General features: G+C 57.4%; 13 protein-coding genes and 1 pseudogene. 6 read left to right on the forward strand and 8 right to left on the reverse strand.

The features are described from left to right. The first annotated feature begins 7 nt into the window (after positions 1-7). On the forward strand, positions 8-1,483 hold the full coding sequence (locus SKA53_RS03590) for an aldehyde dehydrogenase family protein (RefSeq protein WP_007204687.1): 1,476 nt from the start codon (positions 8-10) through the stop codon (positions 1,481-1,483). A 131-nt stretch (positions 1,484-1,614) separates the two neighbouring features. Further along, positions 1,615-2,670 (forward strand): 3-carboxy-cis,cis-muconate cycloisomerase, encoded by a 1,056-nt coding sequence (locus SKA53_RS03595; protein WP_007204688.1) that lies wholly within the window; start codon positions 1,615-1,617, stop codon positions 2,668-2,670. 24 nt (positions 2,671-2,694) lie between these two features. On the opposite strand, the gene SKA53_RS03600 is transcribed toward SKA53_RS03595, so the two are convergent. From SKA53_RS03600 to pobA, 8 genes and pseudogenes are all read right to left on the reverse strand, one after another. Next, positions 2,695-3,321 carry a 3-oxoacid CoA-transferase subunit B gene (locus tag SKA53_RS03600; RefSeq protein WP_007204689.1) on the reverse strand — a complete coding sequence of 209 codons (627 nt, stop codon included), beginning with the start codon at positions 3,319-3,321 and terminating at the stop codon, positions 2,695-2,697. Further along, positions 3,321-4,015, reverse strand: a pseudogene (locus SKA53_RS03605) (CoA transferase subunit A). Before SKA53_RS03605 ends, SKA53_RS03600 begins: the two are co-directional and overlap by 1 nt. Beyond that, on the reverse strand, positions 4,012-4,848 hold the full coding sequence (locus SKA53_RS03610) for a 3-keto-5-aminohexanoate cleavage protein (RefSeq protein WP_007204692.1): 837 nt from the start codon (positions 4,846-4,848) through the stop codon (positions 4,012-4,014). Before SKA53_RS03610 ends, SKA53_RS03605 begins: the two are co-directional and overlap by 4 nt. A gap of 7 nt (positions 4,849-4,855) precedes the next feature. Next, positions 4,856-5,473 (reverse strand): protocatechuate 3,4-dioxygenase subunit alpha, encoded by a 618-nt coding sequence (gene pcaG, locus SKA53_RS03615; RefSeq protein ID WP_007204693.1) that lies wholly within the window; start codon positions 5,471-5,473, stop codon positions 4,856-4,858. 2 nt (positions 5,474-5,475) lie between these two features. Beyond that, entirely contained in the window at positions 5,476-6,222 is a 747-nt protein-coding gene (pcaH, locus tag SKA53_RS03620) for a protocatechuate 3,4-dioxygenase subunit beta (protein WP_007204694.1), read from the reverse strand. Then, positions 6,219-6,599 (reverse strand): 4-carboxymuconolactone decarboxylase, encoded by a 381-nt coding sequence (gene pcaC, locus SKA53_RS03625; RefSeq protein ID WP_007204695.1) that lies wholly within the window; start codon positions 6,597-6,599, stop codon positions 6,219-6,221. The genes pcaH and pcaC overlap by 4 nt, the downstream gene beginning before the upstream one ends. Then, a complete protein-coding gene (gene pcaD / locus SKA53_RS03630) occupies positions 6,592-7,380 on the reverse strand; it encodes a 3-oxoadipate enol-lactonase (RefSeq protein WP_007204696.1) in 789 nt (262 codons plus the stop codon). Before pcaD ends, pcaC begins: the two co-directional genes overlap by 8 nt. After that, positions 7,380-8,549, reverse strand: coding sequence for a 4-hydroxybenzoate 3-monooxygenase (gene pobA / locus SKA53_RS03635; protein ID WP_007204697.1), 1,170 nt, complete (start codon positions 8,547-8,549; stop codon positions 7,380-7,382). Before pobA ends, pcaD begins: the two co-directional genes overlap by 1 nt. Positions 8,550-8,643: 94 nt before the next feature. Between pobA and pcaQ the strand changes: the two genes are divergently transcribed. The 4 genes from pcaQ to SKA53_RS03655 all read left to right on the forward strand — a co-directional run bounded on the left by pcaQ (position 8,644) and on the right by SKA53_RS03655 (position 13,415). Beyond that, complete coding sequence (pcaQ, locus tag SKA53_RS03640) at positions 8,644-9,564, forward strand: pca operon transcription factor PcaQ (RefSeq protein WP_040483106.1); 921 nt, start codon at positions 8,644-8,646, stop codon at positions 9,562-9,564. Continuing rightward, a complete protein-coding gene (locus SKA53_RS03645; RefSeq protein WP_007204699.1) occupies positions 9,557-11,029 on the forward strand; it encodes an AfsR/SARP family transcriptional regulator in 1,473 nt (490 codons plus the stop codon). The genes pcaQ and SKA53_RS03645 overlap by 8 nt, the downstream gene beginning before the upstream one ends. Before the next feature lie 86 nt (positions 11,030-11,115). After that, positions 11,116-12,354, forward strand: coding sequence for a cytochrome P450 (locus tag SKA53_RS03650; RefSeq protein ID WP_007204700.1), 1,239 nt, complete (start codon positions 11,116-11,118; stop codon positions 12,352-12,354). Beyond that, the gene (locus SKA53_RS03655) at positions 12,354-13,415 is read left to right on the forward strand and encodes a PEP/pyruvate-binding domain-containing protein (protein WP_007204701.1); all 1,062 of its coding nucleotides are present in this window, start codon (positions 12,354-12,356) and stop codon (positions 13,413-13,415) included. Before SKA53_RS03650 ends, SKA53_RS03655 begins: the two co-directional genes overlap by 1 nt. Positions 13,416-13,431 lie beyond the last annotated feature (16 nt).

The raw sequence follows: 13,431 nt of genomic DNA on the forward strand, positions 1-13,431 counted from the left end.
TTTGACCATGACCGACATTGTTGAAACGCAGCTGTATATCAATGGCGCGCCCTGCGCGGCATCGGACAGGGGCTTTTACGATATCTTCAACCCTGCGCGCCCCGCAGAACTGGTCGGCCGCGCCGCCGCTGGCACGCCGCAGGATGTCGATCGCGCGGTAAAGGCAGCTCATGCTGCATTCCCAGCTTGGGCGGCGCTAAGCTACGCCGAGCGTGCCGACATACTGCGTAAGGTTGCCGCCGCAATCACCCAAGACATGGCCGAGGTCGAAACCCGTGCGCGCCTGTTTACCCGTGAACACGGCAAGATACTGCGCGAAACACATCTAGAAATCAGCCGCCTTGGCGAACGCTTTATCCAGTCGGCCAACTATGCCGCGCGTCTGGCCGAGGACGAGATCATCCGCGCCGCGCCGAACGATACGATCATCACCCGCCAGCCACGCGGCGTTGCCGCGCTGGTGGTGCCATGGAACTGGCCGCTGGCCATTCTGGGGGCAAAATTGCCGCAGGCGCTGATGGCAGGGAATACGGTGGTGGTAAAACCTTCGGCGAATTCGGCGCTGGCACCAACGATGACGCTGCACAAGATCGCCGCCTTGCTGCCCCCTGGGGTGGTGAACATCCTGACAGGCTCGGCCAGTCGGATTGGCGATGCGATCATCGGGCATCCGCTGGTGCGTTACGTGAATTTCACAGGCTCGGTCGATGTTGGCCGTCATGTGATGAAGGTCGCGGCCGAAAACATCACGCCCGTCACGCTAGAGCTTGGCGGAAATGACGCTGGCCTGATCCTGCATGATGCCGATTTGTCAGGCGATGCCTTTGATCGTCTTTATCGGGCGGCTTTTATGTCCACAGGGCAAATCTGCTACGCGCTTAAGCGGCTTTATGTGCACAGGTCCCGCTTTGAACAGGTCGTCGCGGGCCTGAGCGCGGTGCTAGACGCACAAATTGTGGGCGACGGCCTGTTGCCAGAAACGACGATGGGTCCGATGAATAATGCCAAGCAATTAAAGGTCGTCACCGATATGATCGCCGAGGCCCGCGCCAAAGGGCAGAGCGTGGTCGAGCTGGGCCAAATTGCCGATCCGGATCTTTATGCGCAAGGTCACTTTCAGCGCCCTACGCTGGTCATCGACGCTGACCCAAGGCTGTCGGTGGTGCGGCATGAACAGTTTGGGCCAGTGCTGCCAATCTTGCCCTTTGACGACGAACAGACGGCGATCAACATGGCCAATGACGACCAATTTGGCCTTGCATCGTCGGTGTGGTCGGCTGACGTTGATCGCGCAATCAAGCTCGCGCGGGGGATCGAGGCGGGCTATTCGTTTATAAATGCCCATGGTCCTTCGGCGCAGGATGGCAACGGGCCGTTCGGCGGATTCAAGCAATCGGGAATTGGCCGTAACTTTGGCTATGAAGGCGTGATCCAGTTTCAAGGGTACCATTCAATCGCTGGGGCACCTGGCACGTTGGTCTAGGCGGGTTCAAGCTATCTGGCATTGGGCAGGATTTCGGGTATGTAGGCGTGGTACAGTTTCAGGGCCACCATTCGATTGCCGCAGGCCTGGGAAAGCTTGTCTAGCAGCGCAAAGTGGAACGGGATGCAGCCATGACGAATGCCTTTACGACATCGGGTTTATTTGGCGGGCTGCTGTGCGATCCCGCGATTGCGCAGGAATTTGACGCTCCCGCCTTTACTGCGCGGATGCTGGCCTTCGAAGCGGCATGGACGCAGGCGCTTGGGACGTGCGGTGTCGTTCCAGCGGATGACGCAGAAACAGCATTGACGGCAATCAAGGCGTTTTCAAATCACACCCTAGGGCAGGGCAGCGACCGTGATGGTCTGCCTGTTCCGGATTTGGTGGCCGCACTGAAATCAGACCTAAGCAGTAGTGCTGCCCGCGCAGTTCATACGGGTGCGACCAGTCAGGATGTGATCGACACGGCGATGGTGCTGACGTGTCTTGCCGTGATGGACCGCTTGACAGACCGGTTGCACCGCGTGATTGCGGCGCTTGAATCCGTTCTGGCCCGCTTTGGCGATGCACCCCTGACCGCGCGCACAAGGATGCAGGCCGCTTTGCCTGCCACAATTGCACTGCGGGTTGCTGCGTGGCGGCGGCCTTTGGCAGACCATCTGGCGCGGGCGGTTGACGTGCGAGCGCAGCTTGCCTTTGTTCAGATCGGCGGGCCCATCGGCACCCGCGAAATGCCGCAGATCCATGTCGCGGAATGTGCGGGCAGGGTGGCGGCAACGCTGGGCCTGTCGCTTGGTCCTGTCTGGCATACAGATCGTAGCCGGATCATTGCCTTGGGTCACTGGCTGGCGCTGGTGGCTGGATCACTTGGCAAGATCGGGCAAGATGTGGCGTTGATGGCCCAGCAAGGCGTCGATGAAATATCGCTGTCCGGTGGTGGCGTGTCGTCTGCGATGGCACATAAACAGAACCCTATCGGCGCAGAGATGATGGTTGCGCTGGCGCGCTATGTTGCTGGGCAGCAGGGAATTCTGGGTCAGGCGATGATCCACGAACAAGAACGATCTGGTGCGGCTTGGGCGTTGGAATGGTTGACCCTGCCCGCCATGGCAGAGGCGACAGGTGCCACGCTGAACCACGCCGAAAGCCTGATTGCGTCGATCGAAAGGATTGGCATACCGGACTGATTCGGTACGCCAATGCCCTGAAAATCAAACAATATTTCCTTCCGTCGCGGCGCGCAGTTCTTCTTCGGTGACGCCTTCAGCGGTCTCGACGATGCGCAGCCCGCCTTCGACAACATCCAGCACACCAAGGTTGGTGATGATCCGGTCAACGACGCATTGTCCGGTTAGCGGCAGGGTGCAGGATTTCAACACCTTGCTTTCGCCATGCTTGTTGGTGTGGTCCATCACCACAACAACACGGCCGACACCGGCGACCAGATCCATTGCACCACCCATGCCTTTGACCAGCTTGCCGGGGATCATCCAGTTGGCCAGATCACCGTTCTCAGCCACTTCCATTGCACCCAGAATAGCCATCGCGATCTTGCCGCCACGGATCATGCCAAAGGATGTGGCACTATCGAAATAGGCGGTTTGGGGCAGTTCGGTGATCGTCTGCTTGCCTGCATTGATCAGATCGGCATCTTCGGTCCCGGCGATTGGGAAGGGGCCCATGCCCAACATCCCATTTTCCGATTGGAGGGTCACTTCGATGCCTTCGGGGATATAGTTCGACACTAACGTCGGTATCCCGATCCCAAGGTTCACATACCAGCCGTCCTGCAGTTCTTTTGCGGCGCGTGCCGCCATCTGATTGCGATCCCAAGGCATTATGCGACCCTCACTGTGCGTTGTTCGATGCGCTTTTCATGTTCGCCTTGCACGATGCGATGCACGTAGATGCCGGGCAAATGGATGCTGTCGGGATCAAGGCTGCCGGTGGGCACGATCTCTTCGACCTCGACCACACAGACCTTACCGCACATGGCGGCAGGCGGGTTGAAGTTGCGGGCCGTCTTGCGGAACACCAGATTGCCGGTCTCGTCGGCTTTCCACGCCTTCACGATCGACAGATCGGCGAAGATACCTTCCTCCAGAATATAGGTCTGGCCGTTGAAATCCTTGTGTTCTTTGCCCTCGGCGATGACGGTACCAACGCCTGTCTTTGTATAGAAACCAGGGATACCGCAGCCGCTGCGCGCATCCGTTCGGCCAAAGTGCCTTGGGGGTTGAATTCAAGCTCGAGTTCGCCGGACAGATACTGGCGCATGAATTCGGCGTTCTCGCCCACATAGGAACTGATCATCTTCTTGACCTGACGGGTCTGGAGCAAGATTCCGATGCCGAAATCATCCACGCCTGCGTTGTTGGACGCAAAGGTCAGATCCCTGGTGCCCGCGTCCCTGATCGCAGACAACAACAATTCGGGGATACCGCACAGGCCAAACCCGCCTGCCGCAATGAACATGCCGTCATGCAAAAGACCATCAAGGGCCGCAGCGGCATTGGGGTAAATCTTTTTCATGCGGCTACCTTTTTCAGACCAAGAATGTCGCGTGCCTGCTGCCATGTGGCGACGGGGCGTTCGTATTTTTCGCATAAATCAACCGCCCGCCGCACCAGCGCGGCATTGGACGGTGCAAGGGTATTGCGATCAAGGCGCACATTATCTTCCAGCCCCGTGCGGGTGTGCCCGCCCTTGGCGATCGCCCATTCGTTGATGGTCAGTTGCGCGGGCCCGATACCTGCCGCACACCATTGCGCATCTGGCGCCAGGCGCTTGAGCGTTTCGATATAGAAATCGAAAATCACCTCGTCCGCAGGCATGGAATTTTTCACCCCCATCACGAATTGGACGTAAAGCGGGGTTTTCAGGCGGCCATCGGCGGCCATGCGCGTGGCTTGGACGATATGGCCCAGATCAAAGGCTTCGATTTCGGGTTTCACATCATGTGCGATCATTTCGGACGCCAGCCAGTCCACCAGATCGGGGCTGTTTTCATAGACGCGGGTGGGAAAGTTGTTCGACCCGACCGACAGTGAGGCCATATCAGGCGAAAGGGGCAACATCCCGCCGCGTTCGCGCCCCGACCCAGAGCGCCCGCCGGTGGAAAGCTGCACGATCATGCCGGGGCAGTGTTTTTCAATGCCTTCTTTGAGCCGCGCAAAGCGTTCGGGGTCCGATGTGGGTTTGCCGTCATCGTCGCGGACATGGCAGTGGGCGATGGTCGCACCTGCTTCAAAGGCTTCTTGCGTGCTTTCGATCTGTTCGGAAATGGTGATCGGCACAGCGGGGTTGTTGGCTTTGGTGGGCAGTGATCCTGTGATCGCTACGCAGATGATGCAGGGGTTTGTCATCGCAACCTCAAATATCGAAAAAGATGGTTTCAGCCGGCCCTTGCAGGTGGATGTCGAAACGATAGAGGCCAGCGGCCTCTTTTTTTGCCAGCAGGGTGGGTACACGGTTTTGATGTTCGATCCGGCTTAGAACAGGATCAGCGGCATTCGCCACCTGTTCATCGTCAAAGTAAATCCGCGTGTGCAGGCCGATGTTGATCCCGCGTGCAACGATCCACGCTGTGATATGCGGTGCCTGCATACGGCCATCGGGATAGGGGACCGCGCCGGGCTTGACAGTGTCAAAGGTGAATTCGCCGGTTTCCATGTCGCCGGGCGACCGCCCCCAGCCGGTAAAGTTCGGGTCGGGTGTTCCGCGCGTCTCATTGGCAGAGGGAAACAGCCCCGCCGCATCCGGTTGCCAGATTTCGATCATGGCGTCACGCAAGGGTGCGCCCATACCGTCGAAAACGGTGCCTTTGATCGTGATCTCGGTGCCCTGAACGGGGCCGGTTTTCATGGATGTCCCCAGATCGCCACCATAGATGTCGATGCCGGTAAAGTTGGGCGTGCAGCCGATGTGAACATAGGGGCCAGCGGTTTGGCTGGGGCTTTCGCGCAGGTAGTCGTGCAGTTTCTGGACCATGCTTATAGCCCCTCCTTGCGGTTTTCAAAATAGGTCTGGCGCTGGCCGCGCAGGACCATGTCGAACTTATAGGCAAGACAATCCATCGGGACTGACTGGTGCATATCCAATGGCGCGGTCAGCGCATCCACCGCCTCTTGTGATTTGAGGACGCCGACGATGGGGCAGCGTTTGATCAGCGGATCCCCCTCGAAATACATCTGCGTGATCAGCCGCTGCGCAAAGCCGTGTCCGAACAGCGAGAAATGGATATGCGCAGGGCGCCAGTCGTTCATCCCATTGGGCCAAGGATATGGGCCAGGTTGGATCGTGCGGAATTCATAGGAACCGTCAGCGCCGGTGATTGTCCGCCCGCAGCCGCCGAAATTAGGGTCAAGAGCCGCCTGATAGCTTTCCTTTTTGTGGCGATAACGGCCACCTGCGTTGGCTTGCCAAAACTCGACCAAGGCACCGGCGACACCGCGGCCCAGTTCATCCAGAACGCGGCCGTGGACGATGATCCGTGGGCCAATCGCGCTTTGCCCAGGCTGGGCATAATTCAAGATCAGGTCGTTATCCAAAGGGCCGATCAGGTGATGGCCAAACACGGGCGAGGTTTCTTCGCTAAGGGTCGATGGAAACGATAGCAGCGGGGCTTGCGGACTGCGTCTGACGCTGGTTTTGTAGGTCGGGGTCAGGCCGTCTGGTTGCCATGTGCGGTCGCGGGGAATGAAGCCGCCCGGTTTTGGCGGCAGGTTCACAAGGCTCATAGCTCTACTCCCATCTCTTTGTAGGTTTGCTTGGCAAGTTTGATCGCGTGGTTCGCTTTTGGCACCCCTGCATAGATTGCCACGTGCATGAAGGCTTGCAACACGTCTTGTGGTGATGCGCCTGTATTGGCTGTGGCGCGAATATGCATTGGGATTTCCTCGAAGTTCCCTGTTGCAGCCAGCAGCGACAGTGTCAGCATAGAACGCTCTCGCTTGCTGATTGTGTCGTCTGACCACAGCGTGCCCCACGCCCCTTCGGTGATCATCGTTTGAAAGGGTGTATCAAAACTGCTTTTGGTGGCCTCGGCGTGATCGACATGAGCGTCACCCAGAACGTAGCGGCGGGTGGCCATCCCTTGTGCAAAACGGTCAGGCATCGGCGTGCTCCTTTAGGAATGGGTTCAGGATAGCGGCATAGGCTGCAGGGTTTTCGACGCATGGCAAGTGGCCAGCGCCGTCAATGATATGGTACTGGGCCCCATTGATCAGTGCTGCGGTCGCGGCGACCTGATCGGGTGGGCTGGCGCCATCGTGGCTGCCGCCGATGGCAAGTGTGGGTAAGCTTAACCTACGGGTGCGTTGCGTCAGGTCGGTTGCTGCGATTGCTGCGCAGCATCCAATATATCCTTCTTGTGGTGTGCGTGACAGCATTGCGCCCCAGAGCGCTGCCCGCGGGTTGGCGCGAAAGGCAGGACCAAACCAGCGGTCGAGAATGGCCGCCTCCATCGCGGCTATCCCATTTGCGTTGATCGCCGCGATGCGGTCGGCCCATGTTTCTGGCTCGCCCATCTTGGCGGCTGTGTTTGACAGCACCAATGCGCGCACCAGATCGGAGTGTGTTGCGGCAAGGTTCTGACCGATCATACCACCAATTGACAGGCCGACAAAGATGACCGGACCCAAATCCATGGCCACGATCAATGCTGCGGCATCGGTGGTTAAATTATCCATCGTGTAAGGACCCGCAGGGCAACCCGACAGACCGTGCCCGCGATTGTCATAGCGGATCAGACGCAGCCCTTGGGGTAACAGCGGGATCAGCGCATCCCAAAGACGCAGATCGGTGCCCAGCGAATTGGCAAAAAGAACTGGCGTGCCATCTGGATCACCATCTTCCCGCACATGCAGTGCCACGCCGTTTGCGTCAACAACCCGCATCAATAGGGCAGCCCGATATAGTTTTCGGCCATGGATTTTTGTGCGGCCTTGTTAGAGCGCAGAAACTCGATTTCGGCGACCTGCATTTTCAGATCGAATTCGGATTGGTCGGGGTAGGTATGCATCAGCGATGAGAACCACCAACTAAAGCGCTCGGCCTTCCAGACGCGGGCAAGCGCTTTTTGCGAATAGGTATCAATGCCCTCAGTGCTGTTGTTTTCGTAAAAATCGCGCAGACCGTTATAAAGGTAATGAACATCGGACGCGGCTGTGTTCAGACCCTTGGCCCCTGTCGGTGGTACGATATGCGCAGCGTCCCCGCACAAAAATAACCGCCCCCAGCGCATCGGTTCAGTAACAAAGGACCGCAGCGGTGCGATGGATTTTTCGATGCTTGGGCCGGTGACAAGATTTGCGGCCTGATCTGCGGGGATACGGCGTTTGAGTTCCTGCCAGAACGCCTCGTCCGTCCAGTCTTCGGGTTTGTCGCTCAGTGAACACTGGATGTAATAGCGGCTGAGGTTTTCATTTCGCATGGAACACAGCGCAAAGCCGCGCGGTGAATTGGCATAGATCAATTCGTGGTTTACGGGCGGCGTTTCCGACAGGATGCCCAGCCAGCCGAAGGGATATATTTTTTCATATTCCTTGCGCACATCTAGCGGGATCGTCTGGCGACTGACGCCATGAAACCCGTCGCATCCTGCCACGAAATCGCAATCAAGACGATGTGCCGTGCCATCAACCGTATAGTAAACATGGGGCGTGTCAGTGTCTGCGCCGTGGATGACCACATCCTCGACATTGAATTCAATCTTGCCACCGGTCTTTTCGCGGGCCTCATACAAATCGCGCGTCACCTCAGTCTGGCCATAGACCATAACGGGCGTGCCGGTGTGTTCGGTGAAGTCGATGCGGAACATCTCGTCGCCATAGGAAATCAATGTGCCATCGTGCGGGATGCCTTCGGCGTGCAAACGCGTGGCGCAACCGGCCTCTTGCATCAGCTTGATAAGGCCCTGTTCCAGAACACCGGCGCGGATGCGGCTAAGAACATAGTCCTTGGTTTTGCGCTCCAACACGACGCTATCAATCCCGCGTGTATGCAGAAGTTGCGCCAGCAAAAGCCCCGATGGACCACCGCCAATGATTGCGACCTGTGTTTTCATTTCATTCTCCCGAAAATGTCCCCTTTGATAGCATGTTTGTATCGACATTTAAAATGAGATATTACGCATTTTAGTTATCGAAAAAGGAATGAATATGGATCGACGCATCAAGTTCCGCCATCTGGATGCTTTTAGCGCTATCGCGCGTGCGCGCAGCTTCAAGATCGCAGCAGAGCTGTTGAACCTGACGCAACCGGCGATTTCAAAAACCCTCAAGGAACTTGAGGACATCCTTGGTGTCGTCGTGCTGGAACGCAGCCGGTCGGGTGTGGCGCTGACGCCGCAAGGCGAGGTGTTTTTGCAATTTGCAGAACAAAGCACCGCCGCCCTGCGCCATGGGCTGCGCAGTATTCAGGGCGATGACAGTGCCGGGGGGCAGTTGAAGCTGGGTGCTTTGCCCAGTGTGGCCTCATCCATATTGCCAGCGGCTGTGCTGGAATTTGCGGCAAAAAGCCCGACTACTCTGGTAGAAATCCACGAAGGACCCCACCTAGATCTGACCACGCGCCTGCGCAGCGGGGGGCTTGATCTGGTTGTCGGGCGGTTGGGCAAACCCGACACGATGGTGGGTCTGACGTTCCAGCAGCTTTATTCCGAAAAAGTCGTCGTTGTCGCCAGTCCGCAAAGCCGGGCGATCGACATTCGGAATCCGGCGGAACTGGCTGCTTTTCGCGTGCTGTATCCCCCGAAGGATTCCGCGATCCGGCCGCTTGTCGCGCGGTTGTTGATCGCGCAAGGTGTGCCCTTGTTCGGCAACCGGATTGAAACGGCATCACCCGCCTTTGCGCGTGCCGTCATCTTGGCAGACCCCGACACCGTCTGGATCATCAGCAAGGGCGTTGTTGCCGATGATATCGCGCAGGGACGGTTGAAGGCGCTTGAAATTGATCTGGCCTCTACCCAAGGTGCAGTAGGTATCATGAGCCGCGCCGAAGAAGTTCCTTCGGTCGCGACGCGCACATTCGCGAAACTTCTCAACCGCCTCTGCAAAGACGGGCCTTCAGGCAATGGATGACAGATCAGAACAGATTGATACGGCTGAAAACAACGCGGGCCAGTCATGCGCGTTGAATATCTCGGTGATCTATGATGACGCCGATGGCGGATTTCTGACAGACGCCCTTGCGCAGATCACCGCAGCGTCGGGGGCCTTGGTCGTGACAAATGCGGCCCAGTTCCTGACGGACCTGCAAGGTCAAGCGCGCATGGATTTTACGCAGGCGGGTCTGGATCACGTCCCGATCAAGCTTGCGGATGTCAGCAGTCGGTTACAGGACGCAGCAAAGCGGCAGGCGGCGCGCTGCATCATCGTCGATATGCGTTGGGGTGCCGGCACTGTGGCCGCCGCCGCCAATTTCGAACGCTGGGGCGGTCTATGCGATAAACTGGTCGCGGACACGCAGGTGTCCGTCATTTCCGTCTATGCGCGCAGCTTGATGATCGAAGACCAACTGATGGCCGCAGTGCGCGGGCATAGCCACTTTCTTGCGCCATCCGGCCTTTACGAAAATCCGTTCTGGCTGCCGCCCGCATATCAAAACGGGGCCACGATTTCGCAGCAGATCGGGTTCGTGCTGGGGCGTCTGGTGCCGGACTACGCAGGTATCGTCGATCAAGATGATGGCGAGGCATCGGGCGCAAATCCCCAGTGGATTACCGTGCCGCGCCGTCTGCGCCCGCGCGTGGGCAGGGATGACATCTGGAAGATCAGGTGCTTCGGGCGGTTGCGCATCTATCTGTCTGACGGGAGCCAGATCAAATGGGACATTCCCGGAAGTGCCCCCAAAAAGACCAAGACGTTATTTGCTTATCTTCTGCAACGCGGCGAAAAGGGTGCACCGACCGATCTTTTGGCGGAACTGTTGTGGTATGACGAGCCCGACGAGATCAAAAAGCGAAAGCGCCTGCATCATGCGATCACGATGTTGCGCAAGACCCTTGGCAGGTCTGACTATGTTCGGCGCAACGGTGATTACTACACGCTTGTTCCGCCTGATGGGACATGGATTGACCTTGCGACATTCGAGCAGCTTTGCAACCGGTCCAAGGTCCTTGCCAAAACCGGCAAACCGGATGAGGCGATCACCCTTTTGGATGCAGCCGACCGGCTTTATTCGGGTGAATTGTTCGAAGACCTGCCTTCGGCCTATTTCGAGAATGAAATCGAAAACTGGGTTCTGCCCAAACGGACATGGTTCAAGGACATGGCGCTGAAGGTTCTGCGCGATAAGGCCGCGATTCTGCGCCAGCAAGGTCAGTTCAGGGATGCCTTACAAAGCTGTCAGAAAGCATTGCGCATGGACCCTGTTTGCGCCATCGCCCATGCTGAGGCCATGCGGATTTTTCACGCACAAAAGCGGGCGGATGCGGTGCTGCGGCAATATCGCCAATTCCTGACCGCAATGGACGCGATGGAATTGGTCCCCGAGACGGATGATCTTGAAGTACTGAAATCCAAGCTGATGAATTCTCTTTCTTAACAGCCTTCTATGCTTCCCAAAGAAAAACCAAAGCGGGCGGGGTAATGTGATTCTTAACACGAATTGAGTGTCAGGGAGGACATGTGATGCGCGTTCAGGCACAATACCAAACCGAAGATTACAACATCTTCGATCTGGGCGCACCCCACCCTAAGTGGAAGCAGTTGCGCGAGCAAAAGCCCGTTTTTCACGACCCCGAAAGCGGGTATTGGATCATCACCCGCCACGCCGATATCAAGGCCGTGTTTGACGACTGGAAAACCTTTTCCTCCGAAAATGCCCAAGCCCCCATGCGCCCGATGTGTGACGCAGGCAAGCAGATCATGAAAGACGGTGGCTTCACGGTCTATTCAGGCCTTTCTGCGCGGGTCCCGCCGGATCATACGCGTATACGCAAGCTGGCCCAATCCGCCTTTGGTCCGCGCCGTTTCAAGGCGATCCAGCCACAGATCGAAGCGATCATCGACCGTCACCTGACCAAGATTGCCGCTGCAGGCGAATGCGATTTTTTCCGCGATGTCGCTTATGACGTGCCCGCGCTGGTGCTATTCGCGCTGATGGGTATCCCCGATGCGGATGTGCCAAAGGTCAAAGACTGGGCCGCCAGCCGAGCGTTGCTGACCTGGGGCAACCTGAGCGACGAAGATCAACTGCCGCTGGCACATAAAATGGTCGCATACTGGTCCTATTGCCGCGCTTTGGTCGCCGCCCGCAAAGAAACCCCCGGCGACGATTTTCCCACCGATATGGTGCGTACCCAGGCCGAAGGCGGGGATATCACAGACGAAGAAATTGCGGGTCTGATGTATTCTGTTCTGTTTGCAGGCCACGAAACCACAACGACCCTGATGTCGAACGCAGTGATCACCTTGATGTCGAACCGTGGTGCATGGAACGCCATCTGTGCCGACCCTGGTCTGATACCCGCCGCGACAGAAGAACTTCTGCGGTTCGAGCCATCCATAGTGTCATGGCGTCGCAAGGCCAAGATGGGCGCCAAAATCGGCGGAATCGCCATTCCCGAAGGGGCCGACATCCTTTTGGTGATGGGATCGGGCAACCGTGATGCTGCGGCTTTTGAAAATGCAGAAGCCTTTGATATTGAACGCCATAACTCGCGCAACCACCTTAGTTTCGGGTATGGCATCCATTTCTGCATCGGCTTTCAACTGGCTAAGATGGAATTGGGTATCATGTTGCGTGAACTGACTGCGCGCTTCCCAAATATGACCCTGAAGCCGGATCAACAGATCGACTATCTTCACAATATTTCATTCCGCGTCCCCAATCAGGTGATGGTGGACCTTGGGCTGGAGAAAACGTAATGACCGAATTTACGCTCCCTTTCGACAAGATTGGCATAAAAGATCACGCCAGGGTTGGCGGCAAATGCGCCAGCCTTGGTGAAATGACCCAAGCAGGTGTCGCGGTTCCCACAGGGTTTGCTGTTACAACGGATGCCTATCTTGCCATGCTTGACCACACCGGCCTGCGCCGCGAGATCGAGGCGCAGCTTGCTAGCACAAACCTGAATGATGTCCTGTCCCTTGACCGGTCGGCCCAAGCCATTCAGATCCGGTTCCGGTCGCATAAGCTGCCCGCTGCGGTCGAAGCGGCCATTCGCGCCGATTATAGTGCGATGGGCGACGACTTGCCAGTTGCGGTCCGGTCCTCAGCCACCGCCGAGGATTTGCCGGATGCCTCATTTGCTGGCCAGCAGGACACCTATCTGTGGGTTGTCGGTGCTGATGCCGTCATCGAACACGTCCGCGATTGCTGGGCATCCCTGTTTACCGCCCGCGCGATGAAATACCGCGCAGATCACGCACTTGGCCAGATCGACGTGCTGATGAGCGTGGCTGTTCAAAAAATGGTCAATGCGCAGACCGCAGGTGTGGCCATGACCATTGATCCGCTGACGGGCGACCGCACGCGCATCGTGATTGATGCGTCTTACGGGTTGGGTGAACTGGTCGTGTCGGGAATTGTGACACCGGACAACTTTACCGTTGAAAAGGTCTTGATGGAAATTATCGACCGCAAGATTTCGGACAAGCATGTCGAACTGGTCCCCGACGTTGCCGCCGCGACAACCGTGGAACGCGAGGTCGATGAAGGCCGGCGCAACAGGCAATGTCTGACGGATGCGCAGGTGATTGCGGTGGCCCAGCTTGCCAAAGCATTGGAGCGGCGGAACAAATGCCCGCAAGACGTGGAATGGGCTTTTGATGCTGATCTGCCTGAGGGCGAAAACCTTGTGGCCTTGCAAAGCCGACCTGAGACCGTCTGGTCCCAGAAGCCCGCAGCACCTGCTACGACGGGTTTTGCAATGGGCATGATGGGTATGGTCGGGGCTTTAAATAATCCCGTTGGATCAAAGAAATAACGCAGAAAGTCTCTGG

The organism is Yoonia vestfoldensis SKA53, from assembly GCF_000152785.1.
In the GTDB taxonomy this organism is placed as follows: domain Bacteria; phylum Pseudomonadota; class Alphaproteobacteria; order Rhodobacterales; family Rhodobacteraceae; genus Yoonia; species Yoonia vestfoldensis_A.

Coding starts and splice junctions, on each gene's coding strand:
- SKA53_RS03590 (WP_007204687.1), top strand. CDS start 8: ATGACCGACATTGTTGAAACGCAGCTGTATATCAATGGCGCGCCCTGC.
- SKA53_RS03595 (WP_007204688.1), top strand. CDS start 1,615: ATGACGAATGCCTTTACGACATCGGGTTTATTTGGCGGGCTGCTGTGC.
- SKA53_RS03600 (WP_007204689.1), bottom strand. CDS start 3,321: ATGCCTTGGGATCGCAATCAGATGGCGGCACGCGCCGCAAAAGAACTG.
- SKA53_RS03610 (WP_007204692.1), bottom strand. CDS start 4,848: ATGACAAACCCCTGCATCATCTGCGTAGCGATCACAGGATCACTGCCC.
- pcaG (WP_007204693.1), bottom strand. CDS start 5,473: ATGGTCCAGAAACTGCACGACTACCTGCGCGAAAGCCCCAGCCAAACC.
- pcaH (WP_007204694.1), bottom strand. CDS start 6,222: ATGAGCCTTGTGAACCTGCCGCCAAAACCGGGCGGCTTCATTCCCCGC.
- pcaC (WP_007204695.1), bottom strand. CDS start 6,599: ATGCCTGACCGTTTTGCACAAGGGATGGCCACCCGCCGCTACGTTCTG.
- pcaD (WP_007204696.1), bottom strand. CDS start 7,380: ATGCGGGTTGTTGACGCAAACGGCGTGGCACTGCATGTGCGGGAAGAT.
- pobA (WP_007204697.1), bottom strand. CDS start 8,549: ATGAAAACACAGGTCGCAATCATTGGCGGTGGTCCATCGGGGCTTTTG.
- pcaQ (WP_040483106.1), top strand. CDS start 8,644: ATGGATCGACGCATCAAGTTCCGCCATCTGGATGCTTTTAGCGCTATC.
- SKA53_RS03645 (WP_007204699.1), top strand. CDS start 9,557: ATGGATGACAGATCAGAACAGATTGATACGGCTGAAAACAACGCGGGC.
- SKA53_RS03650 (WP_007204700.1), top strand. CDS start 11,116: ATGCGCGTTCAGGCACAATACCAAACCGAAGATTACAACATCTTCGAT.
- SKA53_RS03655 (WP_007204701.1), top strand. CDS start 12,354: ATGACCGAATTTACGCTCCCTTTCGACAAGATTGGCATAAAAGATCAC.